This is a genomic window from Pseudomonas sp. FBCC-B545 (assembly GCF_059134095.1).
The window spans coordinates 5,462,981-5,489,237 of the sequence record NZ_CP101441.1 but is presented as its reverse complement, the minus strand read 5'-3'; the positions used below and the strand labels follow the sequence as shown (position 1 = coordinate 5,489,237).

General features: G+C 59.4%; 20 protein-coding genes, 2 rRNA genes and 1 pseudogene. 14 read left to right on the top strand and 9 right to left on the bottom strand.

All coding sequences use genetic code 11. The features are described 5' to 3' along the window. Positions 1–218 precede the first annotated feature (218 nt). The 5 genes from NMB39_RS25385 (at position 219) to NMB39_RS25365 (ending at position 7,133) form a co-directional block, all read left to right on the top strand. Positions 219–3,110, top strand: a 23S ribosomal RNA gene (locus tag NMB39_RS25385). A gap of 157 nt (positions 3,111–3,267) precedes the next feature. Next, positions 3,268–3,383: ribosomal RNA gene (rrf, locus tag NMB39_RS25380) — 5S ribosomal RNA — on the top strand. A gap of 184 nt (positions 3,384–3,567) precedes the next feature. Then, positions 3,568–4,227 (top strand): paraquat-inducible protein A, encoded by a 660-nt coding sequence (locus NMB39_RS25375; protein ID WP_198719309.1) that lies wholly within the window; start codon positions 3,568–3,570, stop codon positions 4,225–4,227. Next, complete coding sequence (locus NMB39_RS25370) at positions 4,214–4,837, top strand: paraquat-inducible protein A (RefSeq protein ID WP_043051825.1); 624 nt, start codon at positions 4,214–4,216, stop codon at positions 4,835–4,837. Before NMB39_RS25375 ends, NMB39_RS25370 begins: the two co-directional genes overlap by 14 nt. Then, the gene (locus NMB39_RS25365; protein ID WP_494339917.1) at positions 4,830–7,133 is read left to right on the top strand and encodes a PqiB family protein; all 2,304 of its coding nucleotides are present in this window, start codon (positions 4,830–4,832) and stop codon (positions 7,131–7,133) included. Before NMB39_RS25370 ends, NMB39_RS25365 begins: the two co-directional genes overlap by 8 nt. A gap of 172 nt (positions 7,134–7,305) precedes the next feature. Here the strand turns inward: NMB39_RS25365 and mksF are convergent, their stop codons facing one another. Genes mksF through mksB form a run of 3 tightly spaced genes read right to left on the bottom strand, consistent with a single transcriptional unit; the run spans position 7,306 to position 12,117 of the window. Next, on the bottom strand, positions 7,306–10,146 hold the full coding sequence (gene mksF / locus NMB39_RS25360; RefSeq protein WP_057024814.1) for an Mks condensin complex protein MksF: 2,841 nt from the start codon (positions 10,144–10,146) through the stop codon (positions 7,306–7,308). Then, positions 10,143–10,850: an Mks condensin complex protein MksE gene (gene mksE, locus NMB39_RS25355; protein ID WP_057024815.1), complete on the bottom strand. Its 708-nt coding sequence runs from the start codon at positions 10,848–10,850 to the stop codon at positions 10,143–10,145. Before mksE ends, mksF begins: the two co-directional genes overlap by 4 nt. After that, positions 10,840–12,117 carry an Mks condensin complex protein MksB gene (gene mksB / locus NMB39_RS25350; RefSeq protein ID WP_057024816.1) on the bottom strand — a complete coding sequence of 426 codons (1,278 nt, stop codon included), beginning with the start codon at positions 12,115–12,117 and terminating at the stop codon, positions 10,840–10,842. The genes mksE and mksB overlap by 11 nt, the downstream gene beginning before the upstream one ends. Before the next feature lie 187 nt (positions 12,118–12,304). Here mksB and NMB39_RS25345 point away from each other — a divergent pair, with 187 nt between their 5' ends. Both NMB39_RS25345 and rimI read left to right on the top strand, forming a co-directional pair. Then, complete coding sequence (locus NMB39_RS25345; protein WP_494340566.1) at positions 12,305–13,051, top strand: energy transducer TonB; 747 nt, start codon at positions 12,305–12,307, stop codon at positions 13,049–13,051. Then, a complete protein-coding gene (gene rimI / locus NMB39_RS25340) occupies positions 13,044–13,496 on the top strand; it encodes a ribosomal protein S18-alanine N-acetyltransferase (protein ID WP_003188286.1) in 453 nt (150 codons plus the stop codon). Before NMB39_RS25345 ends, rimI begins: the two co-directional genes overlap by 8 nt. A gap of 119 nt (positions 13,497–13,615) precedes the next feature. Here the strand turns inward: rimI and NMB39_RS25335 are convergent, their stop codons facing one another. Beyond that, the gene (locus tag NMB39_RS25335) at positions 13,616–14,020 is read right to left on the bottom strand and encodes a hypothetical protein (RefSeq protein ID WP_057024818.1); all 405 of its coding nucleotides are present in this window, start codon (positions 14,018–14,020) and stop codon (positions 13,616–13,618) included. A 139-nt stretch (positions 14,021–14,159) separates the two neighbouring features. On the opposite strand from NMB39_RS25335, the gene can reads away from it, so the two are divergent. Then, positions 14,160–14,804 carry a carbonate dehydratase gene (gene can, locus NMB39_RS25330; RefSeq protein ID WP_046070813.1) on the top strand — a complete coding sequence of 215 codons (645 nt, stop codon included), beginning with the start codon at positions 14,160–14,162 and terminating at the stop codon, positions 14,802–14,804. Here can and NMB39_RS25325 read toward each other — a convergent pair. The 3 genes from NMB39_RS25325 to NMB39_RS25315 all read right to left on the bottom strand — a co-directional run bounded on the left by NMB39_RS25325 (position 14,801) and on the right by NMB39_RS25315 (position 18,455). Further along, complete coding sequence (locus NMB39_RS25325) at positions 14,801–15,325, bottom strand: hypothetical protein (protein ID WP_057024819.1); 525 nt, start codon at positions 15,323–15,325, stop codon at positions 14,801–14,803. The two genes, can and NMB39_RS25325, sit on opposite strands and share 4 nt — an antisense overlap. 140 nt (positions 15,326–15,465) lie before the next feature. Continuing rightward, the gene (locus tag NMB39_RS25320) at positions 15,466–16,635 is read right to left on the bottom strand and encodes a hypothetical protein (protein ID WP_057024820.1); all 1,170 of its coding nucleotides are present in this window, start codon (positions 16,633–16,635) and stop codon (positions 15,466–15,468) included. Between the two features lie 119 nt (positions 16,636–16,754). Then, positions 16,755–18,455, bottom strand: coding sequence for an acid phosphatase (locus NMB39_RS25315; protein ID WP_494339918.1), 1,701 nt, complete (start codon positions 18,453–18,455; stop codon positions 16,755–16,757). 156 nt (positions 18,456–18,611) lie between these two features. Between NMB39_RS25315 and NMB39_RS25310 the strand changes: the two genes are divergently transcribed. Both NMB39_RS25310 and NMB39_RS25305 read left to right on the top strand, forming a co-directional pair. After that, positions 18,612–18,902 carry a nucleotidyltransferase family protein gene (locus NMB39_RS25310; protein WP_057024822.1) on the top strand — a complete coding sequence of 97 codons (291 nt, stop codon included), beginning with the start codon at positions 18,612–18,614 and terminating at the stop codon, positions 18,900–18,902. After that, positions 18,899–19,228: a HepT-like ribonuclease domain-containing protein gene (locus NMB39_RS25305; RefSeq protein WP_057024823.1), complete on the top strand. Its 330-nt coding sequence runs from the start codon at positions 18,899–18,901 to the stop codon at positions 19,226–19,228. The genes NMB39_RS25310 and NMB39_RS25305 overlap by 4 nt, the downstream gene beginning before the upstream one ends. A 38-nt stretch (positions 19,229–19,266) precedes the next feature. Here the strand turns inward: NMB39_RS25305 and NMB39_RS25300 are convergent, their stop codons facing one another. Beyond that, positions 19,267–20,685 carry a short-chain fatty acid transporter gene (locus NMB39_RS25300; protein ID WP_057024824.1) on the bottom strand — a complete coding sequence of 473 codons (1,419 nt, stop codon included), beginning with the start codon at positions 20,683–20,685 and terminating at the stop codon, positions 19,267–19,269. 186 nt (positions 20,686–20,871) lie between these two features. Here NMB39_RS25300 and NMB39_RS25295 point away from each other — a divergent pair, with 186 nt between their 5' ends. Beyond that, positions 20,872–22,161: an MFS transporter gene (locus NMB39_RS25295; protein WP_057024825.1), complete on the top strand. Its 1,290-nt coding sequence runs from the start codon at positions 20,872–20,874 to the stop codon at positions 22,159–22,161. Between the two features lie 3 nt (positions 22,162–22,164). Here NMB39_RS25295 and NMB39_RS25290 read toward each other — a convergent pair whose 3' ends face one another. Continuing rightward, the gene (locus tag NMB39_RS25290) at positions 22,165–23,535 is read right to left on the bottom strand and encodes a GntT/GntP/DsdX family permease (protein ID WP_494339919.1); all 1,371 of its coding nucleotides are present in this window, start codon (positions 23,533–23,535) and stop codon (positions 22,165–22,167) included. 170 nt (positions 23,536–23,705) lie between these two features. On the opposite strand from NMB39_RS25290, the pseudogene NMB39_RS25285 reads away from it, so the two are divergent. From NMB39_RS25285 to NMB39_RS25275, 3 genes and pseudogenes are all read left to right on the top strand, one after another. After that, a pseudogene (locus NMB39_RS25285) lies at positions 23,706–23,801 on the top strand (cation transporter); the annotation flags it as partial. 109 nt (positions 23,802–23,910) lie between these two features. Beyond that, on the top strand, positions 23,911–25,131 hold the full coding sequence (locus NMB39_RS25280) for a TolC family protein (protein ID WP_494339920.1): 1,221 nt from the start codon (positions 23,911–23,913) through the stop codon (positions 25,129–25,131). Positions 25,132–25,151: 20 nt separating this feature from the next. Continuing rightward, positions 25,152–26,255: an efflux RND transporter periplasmic adaptor subunit gene (locus tag NMB39_RS25275; RefSeq protein ID WP_494339921.1), complete on the top strand. Its 1,104-nt coding sequence runs from the start codon at positions 25,152–25,154 to the stop codon at positions 26,253–26,255. Positions 26,256–26,257 lie beyond the last annotated feature (2 nt).

The following is a 26,257-nucleotide window of genomic DNA, read 5'->3' as shown; positions in this document are numbered from 1 at the left end:
AATGAGCATTCCATCGCTGTGATGGTGAATGTTGATTTCTAGTCTTTGACTAGTTCGTTCTTTAAAAATTTGGGTATGTGATAGAAAGATAGACTGAACGTTACTTTCACTGGTAACGGATCAGGCTAAGGTAAAATTTGTGAGTTCTCTTAACTGAGAAATTCGAATTTTCGGCGAATGTCGTCTTCACAGTATAACCAGATTGCTTGGGGTTATATGGTCAAGTGAAGAAGCGCATACGGTGGATGCCTTGGCAGTCAGAGGCGATGAAAGACGTGGTAGCCTGCGAAAAGCTTCGGGGAGTCGGCAAACAGACTTTGATCCGGAGATGTCTGAATGGGGGAACCCAGCCATCATAAGATGGTTATCTTGTACTGAATACATAGGTGCAAGAGGCGAACCAGGGGAACTGAAACATCTAAGTACCCTGAGGAAAAGAAATCAACCGAGATTCCCTTAGTAGTGGCGAGCGAACGGGGACTAGCCCTTAAGTGGCTTTGAGATTAGCGGAACGCTCTGGAAAGTGCGGCCATAGTGGGTGATAGCCCTGTACGCGAAAATCTCTTAGTCATGAAATCGAGTAGGACGGAGCACGAGAAACTTTGTCTGAATATGGGGGGACCATCCTCCAAGGCTAAATACTACTGACTGACCGATAGTGAACTAGTACCGTGAGGGAAAGGCGAAAAGAACCCCGGAGAGGGGAGTGAAATAGATCCTGAAACCGTATGCGTACAAGCAGTGGGAGCCCACTTTGTTGGGTGACTGCGTACCTTTTGTATAATGGGTCAGCGACTTATTTTCAGTGGCGAGCTTAACCGAATAGGGGAGGCGTAGCGAAAGCGAGTCTTAATAGGGCGTCTAGTCGCTGGGAATAGACCCGAAACCGGGCGATCTATCCATGGGCAGGTTGAAGGTTGGGTAACACTAACTGGAGGACCGAACCGACTACCGTTGAAAAGTTAGCGGATGACCTGTGGATCGGAGTGAAAGGCTAATCAAGCTCGGAGATAGCTGGTTCTCCTCGAAAGCTATTTAGGTAGCGCCTCATGTATCACTGTAGGGGGTAGAGCACTGTTTCGGCTAGGGGGTCATCCCGACTTACCAAACCGATGCAAACTCCGAATACCTACAAGTGCCGAGCATGGGAGACACACGGCGGGTGCTAACGTCCGTCGTGAAAAGGGAAACAACCCAGACCGTCAGCTAAGGTCCCAAAGTTATGGTTAAGTGGGAAACGATGTGGGAAGGCTTAGACAGCTAGGAGGTTGGCTTAGAAGCAGCCACCCTTTAAAGAAAGCGTAATAGCTCACTAGTCGAGTCGGCCTGCGCGGAAGATGTAACGGGGCTCAAACCATACACCGAAGCTACGGGTATCACGTAAGTGATGCGGTAGAGGAGCGTTCTGTAAGCCTGTGAAGGTGAGTTGAGAAGCTTGCTGGAGGTATCAGAAGTGCGAATGCTGACATGAGTAACGACAATGGGTGTGAAAAACACCCACGCCGAAAGACCAAGGTTTCCTGCGCAACGTTAATCGACGCAGGGTTAGTCGGTCCCTAAGGCGAGGCTGAAAAGCGTAGTCGATGGAAAACAGGTTAATATTCCTGTACTTCTGGTTATTGCGATGGAGGGACGGAGAAGGCTAGGCCAGCTTGGCGTTGGTTGTCCAAGTTTAAGGTGGTAGGCTGGAATCTTAGGTAAATCCGGGATTCTAAGGCCGAGAGCTGATGACGAGTTATCTTTTAGATGACGAAGTGGTTGATGCCATGCTTCCAAGAAAAGCTTCTAAGCTTCAGGTAACCAGGAACCGTACCCCAAACCGACACAGGTGGTTGGGTAGAGAATACCAAGGCGCTTGAGAGAACTCGGGTGAAGGAACTAGGCAAAATGGCACCGTAACTTCGGGAGAAGGTGCGCCGGTGAGGGTGAAGGACTTGCTCCGTAAGCTCATGCCGGTCGAAGATACCAGGCCGCTGCGACTGTTTATTAAAAACACAGCACTCTGCAAACACGAAAGTGGACGTATAGGGTGTGACGCCTGCCCGGTGCCGGAAGGTTAATTGATGGGGTTAGCTAACGCGAAGCTCTTGATCGAAGCCCCGGTAAACGGCGGCCGTAACTATAACGGTCCTAAGGTAGCGAAATTCCTTGTCGGGTAAGTTCCGACCTGCACGAATGGCGTAACGATGGCGGCGCTGTCTCCACCCGAGACTCAGTGAAATTGAAATCGCTGTGAAGATGCAGTGTATCCGCGGCTAGACGGAAAGACCCCGTGAACCTTTACTATAGCTTTGCACTGGACTTTGAATTTGCTTGTGTAGGATAGGTGGGAGGCTTTGAAGCGTGGACGCCAGTCTGCGTGGAGCCAACCTTGAAATACCACCCTGGCAACTTTGAGGTTCTAACTCAGGTCCGTTATCCGGATCGAGGACAGTGTATGGTGGGTAGTTTGACTGGGGCGGTCTCCTCCTAAAGAGTAACGGAGGAGTACGAAGGTGCGCTCAGACCGGTCGGAAATCGGTCGTAGAGTATAAAGGCAAAAGCGCGCTTGACTGCGAGACAGACACGTCGAGCAGGTACGAAAGTAGGTCTTAGTGATCCGGTGGTTCTGTATGGAAGGGCCATCGCTCAACGGATAAAAGGTACTCCGGGGATAACAGGCTGATACCGCCCAAGAGTTCATATCGACGGCGGTGTTTGGCACCTCGATGTCGGCTCATCACATCCTGGGGCTGAAGCCGGTCCCAAGGGTATGGCTGTTCGCCATTTAAAGTGGTACGCGAGCTGGGTTTAGAACGTCGTGAGACAGTTCGGTCCCTATCTGCCGTGGACGTTTGAGATTTGAGAGGGGCTGCTCCTAGTACGAGAGGACCGGAGTGGACGAACCTCTGGTGTTCCGGTTGTCACGCCAGTGGCATTGCCGGGTAGCTATGTTCGGAATAGATAACCGCTGAAAGCATCTAAGCGGGAAACTAGCCTCAAGATGAGATCTCACCGGGACCTTGAGTCCCCTGAAGGGCCGTCGAAGACTACGACGTTGATAGGTTGGGTGTGTAAGCGCTGTGAGGCGTTGAGCTAACCAATACTAATTGCCCGTGAGGCTTGACCATATAACACCCAAGCAATTTGACTACTCTAACGAGCATCAGATTGCGGTGTGTGAAGACGAAATGAACCGAAAGTTCGACGCTCACAAAGCACCGACAGCTGTCACATACCCAATTTGCTGAAGCGAGGCCAGCTGGCCACGACTCAGTACCCGAATTTCTTGACGACCATAGAGCATTGGAACCACCTGATCCCATCCCGAACTCAGTAGTGAAACGATGCATCGCCGATGGTAGTGTGGGGTTTCCCCATGTGAGAGTAGGTCATCGTCAAGATTAAATTCCGAAACCCCAATTGCGAAAGCAGTTGGGGTTTTGTTTTGGGCGCTCGGAAAGTGTCCACCTTGTCCCCGTACGCCTGACACTCTCTCCCTCTCAGCCCCGACAAAATTGCACAGTTATTTCTGAACCAGACCACTAGAATAGCCACCTAACCATTTTTAGAGTCAGAGCCCTATCTATGCCCGATCCGGTTGATGCCATTGAGGCGTCAGACTTACCACTGGACGACCTGGTGGCATGCCATGAGTGCGACTTGCTGATGCGCAAGCCAACGCTCGCCCGCGGCGAAAAAGCCCAATGCCCGCGTTGTGGTTACGAGCTGTACGCTCATCGCCACAATGTCGTCGAACGAAGCCTGGCCTTGGTGCTCGCAGCCCTACTGCTGTACGTCCCTGCGAACTTTCTGCCCATCATGCAGCTCAATCTACTCGGACAGACCTCGCAGGACACTGTATGGAGCGGCGTTGTCGGCCTGTTCGATTCCGGCATGCAAGGCGTTGCCGTAGTGGTGTTCCTGTGCAGCATGGGCATTCCTTTGCTCAAGCTGCTCTGCCAATTAGCCGTGCTGCTCAGCATTCGCTGGAAGATCGGCCGCAGTTATGGGCTGCTGCTGTACCGCATCTACCACCACATGAAGGATTGGGGGATGTTGGAGGTCTACTTGATGGGCGTGCTGGTGGCAATCGTAAAACTTGCCGACATGGCTTCCATTACGGTTGGCCTGGGCCTGGCCTGTTTCATCAGTCTATTAATGGTTCAAGTACTGCTGGAGGTGGTGATGTCGCCCCACCAGGTCTGGCGAGCACTCTCAGGAGAGGATGATCATGCGGGCGATTGATGCAGGCATTCTGGTGTGTACCGAATGCCATGAATTGAACAAGCAGGAAGCGGATGCCGACGAGCAGCTCTGCACCCGTTGCGGTGCGTTGATCCATGCTCGGCGTCCCAACAGCCTTACACGCACTTGGGCATTACTGGTGACCGCGGCGATTCTGTATATCCCCGCCAACCTGTTACCAATCATGACCGTGAACTCCCTCGGCCAAGGCGATCCCAGCACCATCATGGCCGGTGTGATCCAGCTGGTGCAGCACGGGATGTTTCCCATCGCCGCTGTGGTATTCATCGCCAGTATCCTGGTGCCGACGTTCAAGTTGGTAGGCATCGGCCTGCTGCTGTTCTCGGTGCAGCGTCACCAACCGCTGTCCGCGCAACAACGCATTGTGATGTACCGCTTTATCGAATTCATTGGCCGCTGGTCCATGCTGGATATCTTCGTGATCGCCATCCTGGTGGCGGTCGTTAACTTTGGGCGACTTGCCAGTGTCGAGGCCAATCTCGGTGCTGCAGCATTCGCCAGTGTGGTGATCTTGACGATGCTTGCCGCAGTAACTTTCGATCCCCGACTGATTTGGGATAACACGGAGTCGGACGACGACCATGAGTGAATTGCCTAAAGCTAAAACCCGCCCAGCCTCCAATTGGTCGGCCATTTGGGTGTTGCCCCTGATTGCCCTGATCATCGGCGGCTGGCTGGGATGGCGTGCCTATTCCCAGCAAGGCATCGAGATCCAGGTTCGCTTCGAGAGCGGCGAAGGTATCCAGGTCAACAAAACCGAAGTGGTTTACAAAGGCATGACCGTAGGCAAGGTCAAAGCCTTGGCCCTGGATGACGAGGGCAGCAATCGCGGGGTGATTGCTACCATCGAGATGAACAAGGATGTCGAACAATACCTCAAGACCAACACCCGCTTCTGGTTGGTCAAGCCCAGCGTCAGCCTGGCCGGCATTACCGGCCTGGAGACCCTGGTCTCGGGTAACTACATCGCCGCCAGCCCAGGCGATGGCGAGCCAACGCGCAAATTCAAGGCACTCTCCGAAGAACCACCGTTATCCGATGCCAAGCCCGGCTTGCACCTGACCCTAAAGGCCGACCGCCTGGGCTCGCTGAACCGCGGCAGCCCGGTGTTCTACAAGCAGATTCAGGTCGGCCAGGTCAAAAGCTACCTGTTGTCTGAAGACCAGAGTACCGTCGAGATCAAGGTCTATATTGAGCCAACCTACGCCAATTTGGTGCGCAAACACACGCGCTTCTGGAACGCCAGCGGCATCAGCATCGACGCCAATCTCTCCGGGGTGAAGGTGCGCAGCGAATCGCTGTCCAGCATCGTTGCAGGCGGCATCGCCTTTGCCACGCCGGAGAATCGCAAAGACAGCCCGCCCACCGACCCGAGCCTGCCGTTCCGCCTATACGAAGATTTCGATGCCGCCGCAGCGGGTATCAAGGTCAAGGTCAAGCTCACCGACTTCGAAGGCCTGCAGGCCGGCCGGACTCCGGTCATGTACAAGGGCATTCAGGTCGGTAGCCTGAAAACCCTGAAGATCGACCCGGACCTGTCCAGTGCCAGCGCCGAGTTGACTCTTGATCCATTGGCCGAAGATTACTTGGTTCAGGACACGCAATTCTGGGTGGTCAAGCCGTCCATCTCCCTGGCTGGTATCACTGGCCTGGAGGCACTGGTCAAAGGCAACTACATCGCCATCCGTCCGGGTGACAAAGGTACGCCGCCCCAGCGGGAATACGTGGCTCGTGCCAAGGCGCCGCCTTTGGACCTGCGCTCCCCAGGCCTGCACATGGTGTTGCTCACCGACAGCCTGGGCTCGCTGGATGTCGGCAGCCCGATTCTGTACAAGCAGGTCAAGGTCGGTTCGGTACAGAGCTACCAGTTTTCGCGCAAGAAAAAACAATTGGTGATCGGCGTTCATATCGAGAAGGAATATGAAAGCCTGGTCAACGGCTCCACGCGTTTCTGGAATGCCAGCGGCGTTACCCTCACCGGCGGGCTTACCGGCGGCATTCAGGTCAAGAGTGAATCCCTGGCCAGCCTGATGGCCGGCGGTATCGCCTTCGAAACGCCGGAACCGAATGTGCCGCTCAAACGCCGCATCCCGCGCTTCCGTCTGTTTGCTGACCGTGAAGCCGCCAACCAGCACGGGACCCTGGTGACCATCAAGGTCGACCGCGCCGACGGCCTGAGTCCAGGCACACCGGTACGCTTCAAGGGCCTGGATGTGGGCAAGATCGAGAGCGTCGATCTCAGTGCCGACATGCAATCGGTGCTGCTCAAAGCGCGTATCACCCAAGTGGCGGACCGCATCGCTCGTTCTGGCAGCCAGTTCTGGGTGGTCAAGCCTGAACTGGGGCTGATGAAGACGGCCAACCTGGAAACCCTGGTCACCGGCCAATACATCGAGGTGCAACCGGCGATGAAAAATGCCGGCCCGCAGAAGAGTTTTGTCGCCCTGGCCCAGCCACCTGAAGCAGTGCATCAGGAAGCGGGCCTGAGCCTGACACTCAGCGCCGCTCGCCGTGGTTCGTTGAAGGAAGGCGTGCCGGTCACCTACCGTGAAGTCACCGTGGGCAAAGTTACCGGCTATGAGTTGGGCCAAACCGCCGACCGTGTGCTGGTGCACATCCTGATCGAACCCAAATACGCGCCACTGGTACGCAGTGGCAGCCGCTTCTGGAACACCAGTGGCTTCGGGCTCGACTTCGGCCTGTTCAAAGGTGCGACGGTGCGCACCGAGTCCCTGGAGACGTTGGTGGCCGGCGGGATCGCCTTTGCCACGCCTGATGGCGAGCGCATGGGCAACCCCGCACGGCCGCAACAGACGTTCCCATTGTTCGACAAATTTGAAGATGAGTGGCTGACCTGGGCGCCTAAGATCCCGCTGGGCAAATAGACCGAGGCGCGGCCATCGGGGGCAAGCCCCTCTCCCACATTTTGACTGTATTCACAAATCAGAGTGTGGGAGGGGGCTTGCCCCCGATGAGGCCCTGAAAATCACCGCAAACCTCACAAAAAAAGGCCGCGATCCATAAGATCGCGGCCTTTTTGCATTTCAGCGCAACACGTCAGACCTCATCCAGCTCCGGCTCGTCCGCCTGCACATTCACTGTCGCCTTCACCACATCATGGCGACGGATGTACTTCCAGTCCGCCTCATCGATGTAGATGCCGTTCGGCCCGCTGCCGCCTTCCAGATCGATCGCCACCTGGGCGGACACCTGCGGCTTCACACTCGCCAGGATCGGCACAAAGCCCAGTTGCAGGCTGGTTTCCAGCAATGCGGCCTGGTTCTTCTCATCGATGTCTGCCGCTTCGTCGAGGTAGTACGGCAAACGCACACGACCAGCCTGGTCACGGTCCATCAGGTGCAACAACAAGTACATGTTGGTCAGCGCCTTGATGGTCATGGTGGTGCCGTTGGAAGCCGCACCGTCGATGTCGGTATGGATTACCGGCTGGCCGTGTACCTTGGTGATCTCGAACGCCAGTTCGAACAGATCCTTTAGGCCCAGTTGGTTATGGTTGGCAGCCACCAGGCGTGCCAGGTATTCCTTGGCCTCTTCGTTCTTGTTGTCCTGCTCGGCGCTCTGGCTGAGGTCGAACACCGACAGCGTCTCGCCTTCTTCATACTGGCCGGCACTGTGGATGATCTGGTCGATATGCTTGAGGGCTTCCTTGTTCGGCGCCAGCACGATGCGGAAGCTTTGCAGGTTGGAGACCTGGCGCTTGTTGATCTCGCGGTTGAACAGCGCCAGCTGGTGTTCCAGGCTGTCGTAGTCGCTGCGGATGTTGCGCAGGGTCCGGGCAATATCGGTGACCGCCGCACGCCGAGCCTTGCCGAGGGTCAGCGCCTCGTCGGTACGGTGCGCATAGGCGTTGATCAGCAGTTGCAGGCGACGTTCGACGTCATCCTCACTGTCGAACTTGGCCACCCCCTTGAGGCGCACCTGGGCGTACAGCGCTTCGATCTGACCATCGGCGCGCAGCAAGCCCTGCCAGCTGTCCTGATAGTCATTGAGCAGCGGCAGCAGGTTGTCCATGGAGTCGTCGACCGGGTCCATGAACGGTGTGCCGAACGGCAGGTCTGCCGGCAACAGCTGGCGACGACGCAGCGCGTCATCCAGCGTACGTTGCTTGGCTTCCATGTCGCCGATCTGGCGGCCGACCAATTGCAGCTTGGCCGACAGTTGCTGCACGCGCTCGGTAAACGCATCGCTGGAGCGCTTCAACTCGTCCTGGGCGGCTTCCATCTGCGCCAGTTGTTCGAGCTTTTCGCCTTCTTCGGCACTCAGGGTCTGAGTGCGACGGAAGTCTTCCAAGGCCTTCTGGGCGTCCAGCACCTGCTGGTACAGCGCTTCGGTCTGGGTCTTGCTCGCGGCGCGGTCGGAAACCACGACCTGCTGGGTTTTCAGTTGCTTGAGTTCTTTTTCCAGGCGCTCTTTCTGGTCACGCAATGCGGCGCGATCCGCCAGGGCCTGCAAGGCCGGAGGCTCGATGTGCGAGATGTCGATGGACAGCCCCGGCACTTCAAAGCGTTCGCCCTTGAAGCCATCGAGGATCTGTTCCAGGGATTTGACCCACTGGCCGTCCTCGTCCAGCGTGATGCCATGCTCACCCAGCGGCAGGCTGAACAACGAACTGTTGAACAGGCGCATCAGGCGCTCGACATCCTGCTGCGAGAATTCTTCGCGCAGTTTGGCGTAGCTGTTGTTGTCGGCGTGATCGAGCTGCTGCTTGACGGACTTCAAGCGTTTTTCCAGGTCGCGCAGACGCTCGTCCAGATCCTCGGCGCTGAACTGCCGCGACTGCGCCAAGGCGCCCGCCAGTTCATCGTGGGCATCCTTAGCGGCCAGCAATTGCTGCTCCAGCACCTTGACGTCATTCACCAGCGCGAAGCGATGCTTGAGCACCGACAATTCGCCCAACCAGCGCTGGATGCCGCTGATTTCCCGCTCCAGACGCATCAGTTCCTGGGTGCCACCGCGTTGGTCGTTCTGCAGCGCATCCTGTTCGTTGCGGTAGTGCTCGGCCTGAATGGTCAGCTCTTCCTTGCGCGCACTGGCGTAGTCCGACCAGGTGCCCAGCAATGAATCCAGCAACGGTGACAGGCGATGCAGTTTGCCGCGCAAGGCGTCGCGCTGTTTCACGCCATTGGCCAGCGCCTCGACCAACGGCCCGGCCGCCACCAGCGAGTTGTAGTCCTGCTCCATGCGTCGCACATCGCGGAAAGCTTCTTCGCACGCGGCGATGTAGTCGACACTGCCGGAGCGCAGGCTGTGTTCGAACGCATCGAGGAACAGCTGCTTGAGCTTGGCCGCCGTAATTTCGCGCATGTGCAACAGGTTGATGAACAGCGCGCGGAAGGTCTTCAGGCTCTGTTCGCTGGTGGAACGCAGCGGGATCAGGGTCAGGTCCAGCGGGATCGATGTATGGCCGCCCACCAGCAAGCGCCGCAGTTCATCAGGCTTGAGTTCGTAGGCTTTGAGACCCTCGCGCTCAAGGTTGGTGAACAGTTCTTTCTGGCGCAGGCAGGTGTCGTTTTTCTGGTAGTGGGCCAGGTCGAGCTTGCCGGCATAGGCAAAGAACTGGTGACCGAAACCTCCGCCTGGCCCACGCCCGACCACGCCGATGACGTGCGGGCCGTGGGGCAGGGAGACCTCCACCAGGATGTAACTGGTGTCGGTGGCAAAGTAGAAGCGCCGCGATTGTTCCAGGGTGTACTTGCCGAAACTCATGTCCGACATGCGCGCCAGGATCGGGAACTGCAAGGCGTTGATGGATGCGGATTTACCCAGGTTGTTCGCGCCATACACCGACAGCGGTTCTTCCAGCGGGAACAAGCCCAGGCTGTAACCGGCGGTGTTCAATAGGGCGAAGCGGCGGATGCCGTAGCGTTCCTTACTCATGCGTCGGTCTCCTGTTCTTCGGCAATGGCACGGGCCAGGGCGTCTTCTTCACTTTCCTCATTGAAGGCGCTCAGGTCCAGCGGGTCATCGGTCTCCAGCAGTTTTTCATCGCTGTCTTCGTCGATGATCACCGGCGCCGGCAGCGGCAGTACGCTGTGAACGCTGGCGGCAAGGTCGCGGTCCTGCTGCACGGAGAGGCACACGTCGAGGAAGCGGTGCATCGGCGGCAGGAAGCGGTAGATGCCATTGTCTTCGCTGGCAAAACCCAGTTGGGTCATGCGGCGCATGATTCTTTCTTCGAGTTCTTCCTGGGTCTGCACTTCGGCCTGGATAAACAGGTCGCGGTATTTCTCCAGCAGCGAAGGCAATTCATCGCGGCCCAGGCTGCCGCCGTCGAGCACGGCAATCGGGTCGCGACCCTGGTCGGCCAGATGCTCGACGAGGATGAAGGTAAACAAGGCCAGGCGCTGGGCCGTCTTGTTGACCTGCGCGCTGGCAATGGCGGAATCCGGCACGAAGTAATAGAAACCGCGGGTATCGCACACCAGCTCGAAGCCCAGGGCCTTGAACAGCGTGCGGTACTGGTCCTGGAAGTTCGACAGTTGCGCGTACAGCTCCGGATCACGGCGGCTGACGTGGTAACCCTTGAACAGCTCGCGAAAGATCGGCGCCAGCTGGGACAGTTCGGATAGATCAAGATGCATAAGGCGTGCTCGCAGAATTCTCGGTGGCGTCGCTGCCGGCCGGGAGCAGGGCGAAGGAGCGCAGGCTGACCTGGTGCTCGTGGGTGTGGTAATCGCGGCGTTCCAGGCGTTCGCGCTTGAAGCGTTTCTCCCGGGACAGGCGCGAAAACCAGTACAGCAATTCGTCGGTAGCGCCGTCCGGTTCCTGCTCCAGCAGCCAGGTCATCAGGTCCGGCATCGGCAGTGCGTCTTCGCAGCGCTCGAGCATTTCCTTGACCGTACGCGGCGCGCGCTGGGCTTCGCCCTTGTGGGATTTGTGCGCCTTGGGGAAACGCGCCGGTTTCGGCTCGAAATTCGCCAGGGCATACACATAAGCTTCGACCTGGCTGGCACTGCCCAGGAAGGTGCTTTGTGGCCGGGTAAACATCGGCATTGCAGCCTGTGGCACTGCGTCCAGGCCCTTGCGGCGGATCGCCGACAGGGCCAGCGCCGCGCCACGGGTCACGGCGTTGTGTCGGCGCGCTTCTTCGCGCAGCGGCAACAGCAGCTCGCGCGCATGGCGCAAGGTCAGCTGGGCGCTGGTCTGCATTTCGAGGATGCGCGCGTGGGTACGCAGCAGCATGTCGTCGTCCACCAAGTGGCCAAGACGCTGTTGCTCGGTAAGCATGCGCAGCAGCACGTTCTCGACCTTGCGCACACCTTGCTCGAAGGCACCGTCGGCGTTCACCAGCTGGATCATCGGCTCGACGTATTCGTCCCAGGTCGCCAAGACCTCGGCGTAGCGCTGGCGCAACGGAATCTGGCGGTCGCTGGTCTTGGCGCGGTCGGCCACGGCGGCGAGGGCCTGTTCGTCGTTGGCGAGCTTTTTCAGCACATCGCGCACGCGCATGTCCAGCAGGCGCAGTTGCCGCGCCAGGTCATGGCCGTCGCGGATGTCGAAGGCGTCCTGGATATAACCGGCCAGGCGCTCGAGGTGGCGCAGGTAGGCTTCGATTTCCAGGCACAGGCCAAGCCGGTGCTCCTTGCGCAGGTAGGCGAGGAAGTCATGGATCTGCGCGTTGAGCTCGAAACGGTTCGGGCTCTTGGCCACAGGCACCAGGATATCCAGGCGAATCCACACGTCCAGCAGGCTGGTGATGTCCTGGGGCGTGCTGTCCAGTTGTTGGGCGGCCAATTGTGCGCGCAGCTCGGCAAGGCTCAGTGTGCCTTGGTCGAAGTGTTCGCACAGAGGCTCGAGTAAGGCCCAGTGTTCGGCGAGGGCGCGCAGGACGCGCTTGGGTTCGATCATGGGAATGGCCGGCTGGTTGGCGATTAAAAGTCGCGATTGTACTGCATCAGGCGCGGGATTTATCCACAGCCGGTCAGTGCACAGTGGGCGATTGTTACCCAACAGCGGTAGAATCCCCGCTCTTTACTTATCCACAAGTGGCCGAGCTGTGCTTATCGAGTCCCGACGTCGCGCTTACTTGACCGCCATGCAGGTGGTCAACTGGCTGCCCCGCACCGAACTGCCGTTTGCCGCGCCGTCGCGGCCCGAGTTGTTGCAAGCGCTTGAACCCTATGAGGCGTTCGAGACTTCGGGAGAGGAAGCGGCCGCGCCCGTGGCAGTGGTCAAACCCGCCCCCGAGATGCGCCCTGCAGTCGAACGGGCCAAGATCGAAGTGCCACGCCCTTCGCCAGTGACCAAGGCGGTCAAGGTCGCCGAAGAGGCAGCGCCGGTAGTCAAGGCGCCGGTAGTGCCGCCGCCACGCTTTGCCTTGCAATTGCTGCGGGCCGGGCGTTGCCTCTTGCTGGTGGAACTGCCCACCGGCGAGCGTTTCCAGTCACGCGACCCGGCCTACCTGCTGCTCAAGGACATGCTGCGCGCCGCCGGCCTGCCCGACAGCCCCCAGATCATCGGCGAGCCTGTACGCTGGCCGCTGCTGGTGCGCGGCACTATGGACCAGGGCCCCGAAGCTGCACGGGATTTCGTCCAGGGTTTTGTCTCGGCGCGCCTGGAAGACGAATCCTGCGTGTGCCTATGGTTGATCGGCCTGCCCGCCGTGCGGTTTGCCGGCGAAGCCAATGCCGAGGCCTGGTACCGCGAGTTGCAGGTCGACAGCCTGGGCTCGGTGTGGGCCCTGCCGGGCCTGGAATTATTAATGGAAGAGCCACAGCGTAAGGCTGATGTCTGGCAAGCCATGCGCCGGCTGATGGCGCGCTGGAAAACAACTGATGAGTGAGGCTTTATCCTTCCGCCCGATGACCGAGGCCGACCTCGACGCCGTGCTGAAAATCGAATATGCGGCGTTCAGCCATCCCTGGACCCGTGGCATCTTTCTCGACGGGCTGGGCAAGTATCAAATCTGGCTGATGTTCGAAGGTGAGCAGCAGGTGGGCCATGGGGTGGTGCAGATCATTCTCGATGAAGCGCACTTGCTGAACATCACCGTTAAACCGGAAAACCAGGGGCGCGGATTGGGTTTGGCGCTGCTGGAACACCTGATGTCCCGTGCCTATGCGGCCAATGCCCGGGAGTGCTTCCTGGAAGTGCGCGACAGCAATACCGGCGCGTTTCGGTTGTACGAGCGCTATGGCTTCAACGAGATCGGTCGCCGCCGGGATTATTACCCGGCTGTCGGTGGCCGCGAGGATGCTGTCGTCATGGCCTGCACCCTGGTCGACTGAACACCGGAACCAATCTGGGAGGGGGCTTGCTCCCGATAGCGATGGGTCAGTGACTTATTAAGTGCCTGACACACCGCCGTCGGGAGCAAGCCCCCTCCCACATTTTGTGCGGCGTTGTGTCAGCGTTTGCCGTTGAGCGGGTCCAGATCGGCCAGTTCGGCCTCATCCAGGCCATCTCCGCCGCCAATATCCTCTTCACCAACAACGCTCAGATCATAGTCCGCCGGGCTGTCTTCTCCTTCCTCCCGAGCATCTCTGGCACCATCCTCATGAATCAGCGTTTCCGGGCTCATATCATCATCGGTCGATTCATGGTCATCGGTCGAAGCCCCGGTCATCCCGGCCTCTCGTGCCCGTTCGTCGGGCATCAGGTGCTCGCGCTCGCCATGCGGGATTTCATCGCCGATTTCCGCTGTCTGGTCTTCCTGGTCAAAATCCAGCTCGCGCATTTCACCCATGCGGTCTTCGTTATCGTCAATAGGTTCCGGCTGGGTTGCGCCGTAGGGACGTCGTGATTCAGTCATGGCCAATCCTCATACTGTGGGGCTTATAGTGTGTGGACAGGCGTGGCTCCCTAAAGATTCAAGCTAATTAACACTCGGCGTGACCTGGACGAGGGGTTGTCAGTCACAAAACTGCGCATCATTCCTGAGGCTTTCCCTGATGAACGAACTACAAGACCTGCTTGATAACAACGAACGCTGGGCGGATGCGATCAAACAGGAAGATCCCGAATTCTTCGCCAAGCTCGCCCGCCAGCAGACCCCGGAGTACTTGTGGATCGGCTGTTCCGATGCCCGTGTACCGGCCAACGAGATCGTCGGCATGTTGCCCGGTGATCTGTTCGTGCACCGCAACGTCGCCAACGTGGTGCTGCACACCGACCTCAATTGCCTGTCGGTGATCCAGTACGCAGTCGACGTGCTCAAGGTCAAGCACATCCTCGTCACCGGCCACTATGGCTGTGGCGGCGTGCGTGCATCGATGCAGGACCGCCAGTTCGGCCTGATCGACGGCTGGCTGCGCACTATTCGTGATCTCTACTACGAGAACCGCGACCTGTTGGCTCAACTGCCAACTGAAGAAGAACGCGTTGATCGCATGTGCGAACTCAATGTGATCCAGCAGGTGGCCAATGTCGGCCACACCAGCATTGTGCAAAATGCCTGGCACCGTGGGCAGAGCCTGTCGATCCATGGCTGCATCTATGGCATCAAGGATGGCCGCTGGAAGAGCTTGAACACCACCATCAGTGGTTTCGAGCAGCTCCCGCCGCAGTACCGCCTACGTCCGCTGGGCGAAGCCTAAGACCGCTTGTGTTCGCGCCACCAGGTCATGAAAGCCTGGCCTTCGGCGTTCAGCGGTTCCTTGCTGCCGGTGATCCAACCCCGGCAGTTCAGCTCGCCGCAATGGCAAGCGAACTGCCGGGCCAGTGCGTCTTCGGTCATGGCGTAATCAAGGGTCAGCAGGCTACCGGCGAGGATGGGTTGCACCGTCCATAGCTCCAGGTACGTGGTGTCCAGGAACACGTTCGGGTTGCAGGAGTGCTGCAACAGGCCGCAGAACCAACAATCGTACAAATGGATACGCGGCGATAGCTGCAGCGTATGCGGGCGTCGGTCGCTGACGGCGTAGCCAGAAACCTGGGCAATGCGCACGCGGCTGTCAAAGGCAATGCGCGCCATGACACCGCCCGTCATCCCGTGGGTGCCTCGCTTGATCTGGAAGTGCTCGGTCGAGGGGTAACCTTGCTCCACGAGCAGCGTCTTGAAGGGATACAGGCAGCTACTCACCGCGGTTTTAGCCTTATCCATGGCTTGAGTTTTCATTACTCTCCTGAACGGGGCTGCATGGACCTGCGGGTATTAGGTGACTGCCAGTCTTGCAGCAAATGGGCGCGGCCCAAGATTCGCCGAAGTTGGGCCCGATATCTACTGTCAATCTTGACAGTAGAGACGGTTTGTTCGCGTTAAAGCACAGGCGCCATGATGGTGGGCACTGGGGCGACATTTTTCAGCTGTTTCAACTGCGCCTTGATAGACGGTGTAGCGCACTTGGCATTGGCCTGCTCCGGCGTCAGGTGGCGCACCGAGGTGTAGAACAACTCACAGGTCTGCTCCTTGCGTGTGACTTGCCAGGTGTTCATGCACGCCTTGAGTAACACATTCGCATCGCTGGCGGGTTTCTGGCCCATGCCGGCTTGCCAGCAGGCCGCGCTCAAATCCTGGCCCATTACTTTCAACCCGGCGTCGTCAGCCTTTTGTTCATCGCCGTCATAGCTTGCCGGGTCCGCCGCATACCAGATGTAGCTGGGGTGGTTGGCGCCCAGCACGGATACGTTTTTGCCGGCTGCCGGGCTGATTTGTGCCAGTTCCAGCACGCCCACATTCTGGCCGTATTGTTGCTTGATCCAGCTGCGCACCGGCGCGCCGAATGCCACCATCGGCAGTGACCCATTGGCGCGCAGGCTCAGTTCCCTGACCATGCGGGTCTGGTACTCGGTGAAGTAGCTGTAGACTTTTTCCAGGTCTTTACCTGCATTGGACGGCGCGGCGATGGGGGCGATATCGATGATGGTCTGGTAGGCCGGCGTTTCGCTGGCCGGGATACCGTTGTCGGTGAGCAGCGCCGCCCAGCGGTCAGTGGTGGCCGACTCCAGATAGTCCTGGGCCTGGGTGAGTGAGTAATCCGGTGGGAAGTGCAGCAGTTCGATGCTCTTGCGGTTCTCCAGGGCCATGCCCAGCGGCAGGAACAGATCCCAGTTATAAGCCCACTTGCCGTCGCTATTGAGTCGGCTGGCGCCTTGATAAGCCAGGTCCGCAGTGTTGAGCAAGGTGGTCAAGGATTGACCGTAGGTATCCGGTACGCCGCTGAAGGTCGCCGCGATCTGGCCGTCGTGGGTTTTCACGCTGACCTTGGCCCGGCTGTAACCGTCACGCTGCAGGCTTTGGTTCAAATAGTGCTCGGCGGTCTGTTCCAGCGTCCACGGCCGAAAGCAGATCACATTGCAATTATTAGGGAACGCAAACAGCTGGGTGACACGTTGCGTACTGCCCAGTGGCACCTCGATGTCGGCCTGTACGACCGCACTCGCCAGCAGTGCGGCCAGGGTGAAGGACAGCCTGGTCGGTTTAAACATAGTTGGTTCCTTGTCAGCGAAGCCCGTCTGCGCGGGATAAAAGCCCACCTGCACACAGTAGCGGCTGATCAGGAAGTTCGCGTGTTAAATCGCCAGGCATGTCGTTATTGGATAAGCCCCTACAGGTTGAACTGCAAGGCGTTGGTCAAATCGCCCATGGGCTTCTGGCCGCGGGCAATCATCGCGTCATCGCGCTGCTTGAGGCCTTCCAGGGTTTCCAGTTGGAACACCCGGGTGACCAAGCGCAAGATGGATGCTGTGTCATAGACCGTATGGTCCACCGTGCCTTTGCGCGCAAACGGCGACACCACCAGGGCCGGCACCCGCGTGCCCGGACCCCAGCGGTCACCCTTGGGCGGCGCCACATGGTCCCACCAGCCACCGTTTTCATCGACGGTGACCACCACTACCATGTTTTTCCACTGCGGGCTTTCTTGCAGCACCTTCAAGGCGCGGGCGATATGGCGGTCACCCGAGGCGATATCGGCATAACCGGCGTGCATGTTCAGGTTGCCCTGGGGCTTATAGAAACTCACGGCAGGCAGCTTGCCGGCCTGTGCATCGGCGAAGAACTTGTTGGTCGTCGACTCATCGCCCAAGCCAGCGTCGCGCAGGCGCTTTTCACGTTCAGCGCGGTTTTGCGGGCCTTGCTGCTTGAAGTAGTTGAACGGTTGGTGGTGGTACTGAAAGTTCGGAATCTTGGGGATGCCACCGGAATCCTTGAACTGCTCCAAAGTGGCTTGCCACGCCCCGGCGTACCAGGCCCAGTCGACGTTCTTTTTCGACAGCTTGTCGCCAATGTGCTCGTGGGTTTGCGGCACCAGTACGTTGGGCAGGTCTGGTTTGGAATAATCCGGATTTTCCGGGTCGCGAATCCAAGTGGGCCAATACGGTGGGGCCAGGGTGTTCACCCCGTAGCCATCCGGTGTCAGCGCACTGGGGCCGAATTGCGGCGGGCCGGTCATCGCGCTGGCCGGGGACTTGTCCAAAGGTTTGAGGCGCGTGTCGGTGGGGTCATCGCTTTGCAATGTGGCGATCTGCGCCTTGGCCACCGACTGCGCGGCATCAGGATAGAACGGCGCCGTGGCGCTGATCAGGTATTGGTGATTGAGGAACGAGCCACCAAATGCGCCCTGGAAAAAGTTATCGCAGAGTACAAACTCCTTGGCCACGTCCCACAGGCGCAGGGAATAACGGCTCTGGGCATAATGGCCCATGACCAGGCCACCGGAATCGCCCCAGGCGACAAAACCGTCGTTTTTGCCGTCGTTGATCTGCATCTGGTTCTGATAGAACACATGCCACAAGTCGCGGGTCACCAGGCTCAATGGCAGGTCTTCGGCGTTAGGACCCTTGAGAGCGTACGGCGCGTTGGGCAGGTTTTGCTGGAATTGCACTTCGCTGGGATAGGTCACCCCATCCACGGTTTGCGGGCCGACTTGCAACACACCGCCCCACGTGGGGGGCAGGGTGGTCAGTACACTGCCATCGCGGTCGCGCTGCTGGAAGTCCGTGGCGGATAACGCTGAAAGCGGTTTCTCCAATCCTGGGAAATCGGCAAACAGGTTGTTGAAGCTACGATTCTCGGCATAGATCACCACCACGGTCTTCACCTGGTCGTGCAACGCCTTGTCCAGCTCTTGAGGCGTAAGCGGTCGCGGTACCGGCGTACTGGGTGCGTCGCTGGTATTGCCGCAGGCACTCAAGGTCGCACCGACCCCCAACACCGCCGCACCGCCGAGGAAGCGTCGGCGGCTGGTGTCTACCGGTGCTTGGGTGGTGGAGTCGGGGGAGGGGCGGTCTTCGTGCTCGTCACTCATTGCGGGGGAGTCCTTGGCGAGATGTTGCAAGATATTTCGCAGGACGGTAGCAATGGAATGTGACGGAACGACGACACACAAGTGATGGCTGGGGCATGTCTACACAGAGTAAGCGCTGCTAGACTGAGCTTCTAATGCACATCACCGAGGTGAGTCGTGAAACCTTCAACTGCACTTGATCTAAAACGAGCAGCTGTCAGAGAGGTGATTGGACGGTTCCAAATATCAAACCCAAGAATATTTGGATCTGTATTAGCGGGTACCGACCAAGAAGGCAGTGATCTTGATTTGCTCGTTGATGCGCCGCCGGGAACAACTCTTTTTGATCTTGGCGGGTTTCAGGTCGAGCTTGAGGACTTGTTAGGCGTCAATGTCGACCTGTTGACGCCTGGCGACTTGCCTTTGAAGTTTCGCGCTAAGGTGTTGGCTGAGGCCCGTCCTGTATGACAGAAAATCGCTTAGGGGATTATCTCGAGCACATAAGGCAAGCGGCCACTGACGCTATGACGTTTGTCGAGGGGTTGAGTAAGGACGATTTTTTGGAGGACAGGCGAACACAACAAGCCGTGATCATAATTGGTGAGGCGTCGACTAAAATCATGGACCAGTATCCGGACTTCGCTGCGGGCCATTCACACATTCCTTGGCGCAATATGCGGGCGATGCGCAACCGTATAGCTCACGGTTACTTCGATATCAACCTTGATGTTGTCTGGGACACGATACAGAGCGCATTGCCTGATCTATTAGCGCGTCTTCCTACAAAACCATGACCACACCTACTGTAACAGCGGGCGCGGTCCCCCGTGATTTATGGCATAACCGGCGGCAAATATTTCAACGTCGTCCCTAGCGCCCACAGTAAAAACAGCACCAACGGTGTGTGCACCAGCAACTGCACAAACGAAAACCCGATCAAATCCCGTGCCTTCAACCCCAACACCCCCAAGAGCGGCAGCATATAGAACGGGTTGATCAAGTTCGGCAGCGCCTCGGCCGCGTTGTAGATCTGCACCGCCCAGCCCAGGTGGTATTGCAGGTCATTGGCCACTTGCATCACGTAGGGCGCTTCGATGATCCACTTACCGCCGCCCGATGGAATAAAGAAGCCCAGCACCGCCGAATACACGCCCATCAGCAGCGCGTAGGTGTCATGGGAGGCGATGGAGGTGAAGAACGTCGAGATATGGTGTGCCAAGGTCTGGCCGTCGCCGCCCTTGACCACGGTCATCAACGCGGCAATCGAGCCGTACAGCGGGAACTGGATCAACACGCCGGTGGTGGTCGGCACCGCACGGGCCACGGCATCCAGGAAGCTGCGCGGGCGCCAGTGCAGCAGGGCGCCGACCATGATGAACAGGAAGTTATAAGTGTTGAGCCCCGAAATGGCGCTGATCGCCGGCTTGGTGGAAAACTCATGGAATAGCCAGCCGGCCGCCAGCAAAGCCAGCAGAATCGTCAACAGCGGGCTGTGTTCCAACCATTCGCCTGGGCGCGTCGGTGCCTGTGGCTTGGGTAGGTTAAAGGCCGGGTCGACACCGCAGGCCTTGGCATCGCGGGCGCTGTTGGGGCCAGGAGCGGTGGCGTAGGCGATGATCAGCGACACTACGATCAGCGCCAGCAACAGCACGCCGGACTGCCACAGGAAGATGGTTTCAGTGAATGGGATCATCCCGGTGATCGACAGGATCGACGGCGGCAAGCTCGCCGGGTTGGCCTGCAACTGCGCGGCCGACGACGACAGCCCCAGTGCCCACACCGCACCCAGGCCCAGGTACGCCGCAGCGCCGGCGGCGCGGTAGTCCATGCGCAAATCCGTACGCCGGGCCAACGCCCGCACCAGCAAACCGCCGAACACCAGGGATAGCCCCCAGTTGAGCAGGGAGGCCACCATGGAAATCAACGCCACCCAGGCCACCGCCGAGCGGCCATTCCTGGGGATGCGCGCCAGGCGATCGATCAACTTCACCGCCGGGGGTGAACTGGCGACCACATAACCGCCGATCACCACAAAGGCCATCTGCATGGTGAACGGGATCAGGCTCCAGAACCCGTCGCCGAAGGCCTTGGCCGCTTCGGCCGGTGCGGCGCCCATGCCCAGGGTCGCCACGGCGACGATGATCACGGCGAGGGCGGCAAACACCCAGGAGTCAGGAAACCAACGCTCTGCAAAGTTGGAGCAGCGCAGGGCAAATCGGGCATAGCGGCTGTCTTCGATAGCATCGGCCACGAGTCTTTCCTCTTGTAGTTATTATGGGGTTTGGCAGTTTTACGGCATGTTCCTCTACACCCATTGATTTGGGAATGTAGTTATCTTCAACGATCGATGAGTAAAACAAATATATCCATCGTGATTGCCATCAATGGGCTCAGCTCATAACCTGCACGCCATTTTGTTTGCCTGCCGAGCCTGCACATGACTGCCACCTTTTCACCACGGGCGCAGCGTTTTTCCCGCTCCGACTATAAAACCCTGGGCCTGGCTGCCCTCGGTGGAGCCCTGGAAATCTATGACTTCATTATCTTCGTGTTCTTCGCGCTGACCCTCAGTCAACTGTTCTTCCCCCCGGAAATGCCCGAGTGGCTGCGGCTGTTGCAGAGCTTCGGCATCTTCGTCACCGGCTACCTCGCCCGCCCGCTGGGCGGCATCCTGATGGCGCACTTTGCCGACCACTTGGGGCGCAAGCGCGTATTCAGCCTGAGCATCCTGATGATGGCCTTGCCCTGCCTGCTGATTGGCATCATGCCGACCTACGCGCAAATCGGCTATTTCGCCCCGCTGATCCTGCTGGCGTTGCGCGTGCTGCAAGGCGCAGCGGTGGGTGGTGAAGTGCCCAGCGCCTGGACTTTCGTTGCCGAGCACGCCCCGCGTCACCATCGCGGCTACGCCTTGGGCTTTTTGCAAGCCGGCCTGACCTTCGGCTACCTGCTGGGCGCATTGACCGCCACCTTGCTGGCACAAGTCTTCACCCCCGCCGAAATCCTCGACTACGCTTGGCGTTTGCCTTTCCTGCTCGGCGGCGTATTCGGCGTGATCGGCGTATGGCTGCGCCGCTGGCTCAGCGAAACCCCGGTATTCCTGGAAATGCAGGCACGCCGCCAAGCGGCCGCCGAAATGCCACTGCGTAGCGTGCTGCGCGATCACCGTGCCGTATTGCTGCCGGCGATGATCCTCACCTGCGTGCTCACCTCGGCCGTGGTGGTGCTCGTCGTTATCACCCCGACCATGATGCAGAAAACCTTCGGCATGAGCCCCAGCCATACCTTCGCCTTGAGCGCGCTGGGCATCGTCTTCCTGAACATCGGCTGCGTCCTTGCCGGCCTGCTGGTCGACCGCATCGGCGCCTGGCGTGCGGTGCTGGTCTACAGCCTGTTGCTGCCGGTGGGGATCTTTATCCTGTATGCCAGCCTGATCAGCGGTGGCGTATGGCTGGGCGCGGCGTACGCCGTGGCAGGCTTGAGCTGTGGCGTCGTGGGCGCGGTGCCGTCGGTGATGGTCGGGCTGTTCCCGGCGCAGGTGCGGGTGTCGGGAATTTCCTTTACTTACAACATCGCCTATGCGCTGTGGGCGAGTACCACACCGTTGCTGTTGATCGCACTGATGCCGACCAGCCCCTGGATCTGCGTGGGGTACTGCGTGGTGATGGGGGCGGTGGGGGTGGCGAGTGTGGCGTTGTTTGGCAAGCGCCACACTTTGGCTGCGTGACGATCAAGTCAGGAAGTGCCAGAGCAGCAACGTACCCACTAACCCAACCACCGAAACAATCGTCTGCAACACCGACCACACCCAGATCGTCTGTTTCAACTGCAAGCCAAAGTACTCACGCACCATCCAGAACCCGGCATCGTTGACGTGGCAGAAGAACACCGAGCCGGCGCCAATCGCCAGGGCGACCAGTGAGCTTTGCGTTGCCGCCAACCCGGCCATCATTGGCGCGAGGATGCCCGCTGTCGTGGTGGTGGCGACAGTGGCCGAGCCGGTGGCTTGGCGCAGGGCCACGGCGATCAACCAGGCAAGCAACAGGTAGGGCATGTGTGCGCCTTCGGCGACCTTGCTGATGGTCTGGCTGACACCTGCGTCCAGCAGGGTTTGCTTGAGGCCGCCACCGGCGCCGATGGTCAGCAGCAACACGGCGATGGGGGCGAGGGCTTTGCGCAGGGTATTGCCGACGTCGGCGCGTGGCATGCCTGCGGCCCAGCCCAGGCATATCACGGCGGCGATGACCGCCAAGCCGAGGGCGATCAGCGGTTCACCGAGGAACTTCAAGGTCAGGCCAAGGGTGCTTTCTGGCGCCAGCGCGACTTTAGCCAAGGTGCTGCCGAGCATCAGGATCACCGGCAAAAGAATGATCAGTAGCGACGCGCCAAAGCTGGGCTGGCGTGGGGCCTTGGGCGGTGCGCTGAACAGCGCGCCAATCTCGGCGGGTTCATCCACATGCAGGCGCTTGGACAGCCAGTTGCCGTAGAGCGGCCCAGCCAGGATCACTGCCGGCACCGCCAGGCAAAAGCCCAGCAACATGGTCAGGCCCAGGTCGGCGTGCAACGCGCCCACGGCAATCAGCGGCCCCGGATGTGGCGGCATCAGTGCGTGCAGGGTGGTCATGCCCGCCAGCGCCGGGATGGCGATTTTCAGCAGCGGCTGGTTCGACCGCTTGGCCATCACAAAGATGATCGGCACCATCATCACCAGGCCCACTTCAAAAAACAGCGGCAGACCAATCACCATGGCGACCAGTGCCATCACCCACGGCAATGACTTGCCCTTGCCCAGCCCGAGCAAAGTGGTGGCGATTCGGTCGGCCGCGCCAGATTCGGCCATCAGCGCGCCGAGCATCGCGCCCAGGGCAATGATGATCCCGGCTTCACCGAGAATTGCTCCAGCACCTTTACTGAATGCCTTCGCCACTTCTTCCGGTGGCAGGCCGGCGCCCACGCCGGCGATAAAGGTGCCAATCAGAATCGACAGGAAGGGCGGCAATTTGCTCGCGCTGATCAGCACGATGATGCTAGCGATGGCCAGCAGGACGCAAAGCATGAGACGGGTGTCGTGAACCATCCACGCGGCAGTCGATAAACCCAAGACAGGACTCCTTATCGAGCAGGTTGGCTAATATGTTTCTTTTTGTTTCAGCGCGAAAAGCATACCTGATAGAGCCGGCCCAGGGCGCCCATGGGCGATTTTGGTGCGCCCAAAGCTAACGACGCGCTGGCGGATAGATGACAATTTTGCAAACCATGCCAGTGGATCTGCAATTGCTGCACGAGCAGTTCGATATTGCCCACGCCACCATCCAGGTCGAAGGCGAGGGTTTCCAGCATGACGAACACGACGAAGTGCATGCCTGAGCCTGGCTAACGGATTTGTAATCTTCCACCCACGGCCCTGATAAGTACCGAAAGCTACATTGCCCCTCGCTGGGAACCTCAGCGACTTCATGGGCGTGGAACTCTCGTTATGGCAATTTCCGTTAGAACACTGTTAGGGGCGGCGGCGTTGTGGCTAGCCGCAAATGCCGTCCAGGCACAGCCCCTCACCCTTGATGCAGCCTTGCAAACCGCCTTCGCCAACAACCCGGACCTGGCGGCTGCACAATGGGAAATCGATATCGCCCAAGGCGGCCGCCAGCAGGCCGGCTTGATTCCCAACCCGGTCGCCTCCTGGGACGCCGAAGACACCCGCCGCAACAGCCGCACCACCAGCATCAAGCTCAGCCAGACCCTGGAACTGGGCGGCAAGCGCGGTGCGCGCATCGAGCTGGCCACCCGCGCCCAGGACGCCGCCGCATTGACCTTGGAGCAGCGCCGCAACGTGCTGCGCGCCGAGGTGATCGACAGTTATTACGGCGCCCTGCGCGCCCAGGAACGCCTCGACCTGGCGCAACGCTCGATGGCCCTGGCCGAACGTGGCCTGGTGGTCGCCAACGGGCGTGTCAGCGCTGGCAAGTCATCACCGGTGGAAGCCATCCGCGCCCAAGTGCAGGTGTCGGAAATCCGCCTGGAGTTGAATCGCGCCCAGATTGGCCTGAGTGACGCCTACCGGCAGCTGGCCGCCCGCACCGGCAGTGCCGCCACCGACTTCGAGGCGCTCGCCACACAAAACACCTTCGCACCGGCGTTACCTGCCGCCGCACAATTGCTGGCGCGCCTTGAGCAGACCGCCGAGCTGCGCCTGGCCGAACTGAATATTGTGCAGAACGAAGCCAGTGTGGGCCTGGAAAAATCCCAGCGCATTCCGGACCTGGATGTGTCCATCGGCAGCCAATACGACGCCAGCGTGCGCGAGCGGGTCAACCTGGTGGGCGTGTCGATGCCGATCCCGTTGTTCAACCGCAACCAGGGCAACATCCTCGCTGCCAGCCGCCGCACCGACCAGGCCCGCGACCTGCGCAACGCCACCGAGCTGCGCCTGCGCACCGAGACCCGCCAGGCCCTGGACCTTTGGCAAACGGCGAATACCGAGGTGCGCGCATTCAACCAGCAGGTCCTGCCCGCCGCACAAAGCGCGGTCGACAGCGCCACCCGTGGTTTCGAGATGGGCAAGTTCAACTTCCTCGACGTGCTCGACGCCCAGCGCACCTTGATCGCGGCCCGCACCCAATACCTCACCGCGACTGCCCAGGCCACCGACGCCTGGGTACGCATCGAACGCATTTACGGCGACCTCGCCCGGTTTTGATTTTTTCCTGGAGTCTCCTGATGAACAAAAAACATGGCATGGCGCTCGCCGTCGCCCTGGGCCTGCTGCTATCGGGCTTCGCACAGGCCGAGGAAGAAGGAGTGCTCGAACTCACCGAGCAGCAGATCCAGGCCGCCGGCATTCAACTGGCCCAGGCTCAACCGCGCTCTATCAGTACCGTGCTGACGCTACCGGGCGAGGTGCGCTTCGACGAAGACCGCACCTCCCATATCGTGCCCCGTGCGGCGGGTGTGGTGGAGGCGGTGAAGGTCAATCTTGGCCAGTCAGTGAAAAAGGGCGAGCTGCTGGCGGTGATCGCCAGCCAGCAGATTTCCGATCAACGCAGCGAGTTGGCGGCCAGCCAGCGCCGAGTCGAACTGGCGCGCACCACTTTCCAGCGTGAGCGCCAATTGTGGCAGGACAAAATCTCCGCCGAGCAGGATTACCTGTTGGCGCGGCAAACCCTGCAAGAAGCTCAAATTGCCCTGAACAACGCTCGGCAGAAGATGACCGCCCTCAGCGGCAGCGCGGTCTTGGCCGGTGGCAATCGCTATGAGCTGCGTGCGCCGTTTGCCGGGGTGGTGGTGGAAAAACACCTGGGCGTGGGCGAGGTGGTCAGTGAGACCAGCAACGCGTTCACGCTCTCGGATTTGTCCCAGGTGTGGGTCACCTTCGGGGCATTTCCCAAAAACTTGAACAAAGTGCGCGTGGGCAAGCCGGTGAAAGTCAGCTCCACGGAAATGGGCACCGAAGTGCTCGGCACCGTGGCCTATGTCGGCAATTTGCTCGGTGAGCAGACACGTACCGCGACCGTCCGCGTGACCGTGCCCAACCCCGACGACGCCTGGCGCCCAGGCTTGTTTGTGGCCGTGGAGCTCGCCACCGATACCTACCAGGCCAAGGTCACGGTGCCGCAAGCCGCGATCCAGACAGTCGAGGACAAACCCTCGGTATTCGTACGCACCGCAGAGGGTTTTATCACCCGCCATCTTGAATTGGGCGTCAGTCAAAACGGCTACGTCGAAGTGCGCCAGGGCCTGGAGGCCGGCGCGCAGGTGGCGACGGTTGGGAGCTTCATCCTCAAGTCCGAACTGGGCAAAGGCTCGGCCGAACACGCCCATTGATC

Excerpts from the sequence above, each read along its gene's own strand:
- NMB39_RS25320 (WP_057024820.1), bottom strand. The coding sequence starts at position 16,635 with ATGTTTAAACCGACCAGGCTGTCCTTCACCCTGGCCGCACTGCTGGCG.
- NMB39_RS25275 (WP_494339921.1), top strand. The coding sequence starts at position 25,152 with ATGAACAAAAAACATGGCATGGCGCTCGCCGTCGCCCTGGGCCTGCTG.
- NMB39_RS25335 (WP_057024818.1), bottom strand. The coding sequence starts at position 14,020 with ATGACTGAATCACGACGTCCCTACGGCGCAACCCAGCCGGAACCTATT.
- NMB39_RS25280 (WP_494339920.1), top strand. The coding sequence starts at position 23,911 with ATGGCAATTTCCGTTAGAACACTGTTAGGGGCGGCGGCGTTGTGGCTA.
- NMB39_RS25365 (WP_494339917.1), top strand. The coding sequence starts at position 4,830 with ATGAGTGAATTGCCTAAAGCTAAAACCCGCCCAGCCTCCAATTGGTCG.
- NMB39_RS25370 (WP_043051825.1), top strand. The coding sequence starts at position 4,214 with ATGCGGGCGATTGATGCAGGCATTCTGGTGTGTACCGAATGCCATGAA.
- NMB39_RS25305 (WP_057024823.1), top strand. The coding sequence starts at position 18,899 with ATGACAGAAAATCGCTTAGGGGATTATCTCGAGCACATAAGGCAAGCG.
- NMB39_RS25315 (WP_494339918.1), bottom strand. The coding sequence starts at position 18,455 with ATGAGTGACGAGCACGAAGACCGCCCCTCCCCCGACTCCACCACCCAA.
- mksE (WP_057024815.1), bottom strand. The coding sequence starts at position 10,850 with ATGCATCTTGATCTATCCGAACTGTCCCAGCTGGCGCCGATCTTTCGC.
- NMB39_RS25375 (WP_198719309.1), top strand. The coding sequence starts at position 3,568 with ATGCCCGATCCGGTTGATGCCATTGAGGCGTCAGACTTACCACTGGAC.
- mksF (WP_057024814.1), bottom strand. The coding sequence starts at position 10,146 with ATGAGTAAGGAACGCTACGGCATCCGCCGCTTCGCCCTATTGAACACC.
- mksB (WP_057024816.1), bottom strand. The coding sequence starts at position 12,117 with ATGATCGAACCCAAGCGCGTCCTGCGCGCCCTCGCCGAACACTGGGCC.
- can (WP_046070813.1), top strand. The coding sequence starts at position 14,160 with ATGAACGAACTACAAGACCTGCTTGATAACAACGAACGCTGGGCGGAT.
- rimI (WP_003188286.1), top strand. The coding sequence starts at position 13,044 with ATGAGTGAGGCTTTATCCTTCCGCCCGATGACCGAGGCCGACCTCGAC.
- NMB39_RS25295 (WP_057024825.1), top strand. The coding sequence starts at position 20,872 with ATGACTGCCACCTTTTCACCACGGGCGCAGCGTTTTTCCCGCTCCGAC.
- NMB39_RS25345 (WP_494340566.1), top strand. The coding sequence starts at position 12,305 with ATGCAGGTGGTCAACTGGCTGCCCCGCACCGAACTGCCGTTTGCCGCG.
- NMB39_RS25325 (WP_057024819.1), bottom strand. The coding sequence starts at position 15,325 with ATGAAAACTCAAGCCATGGATAAGGCTAAAACCGCGGTGAGTAGCTGC.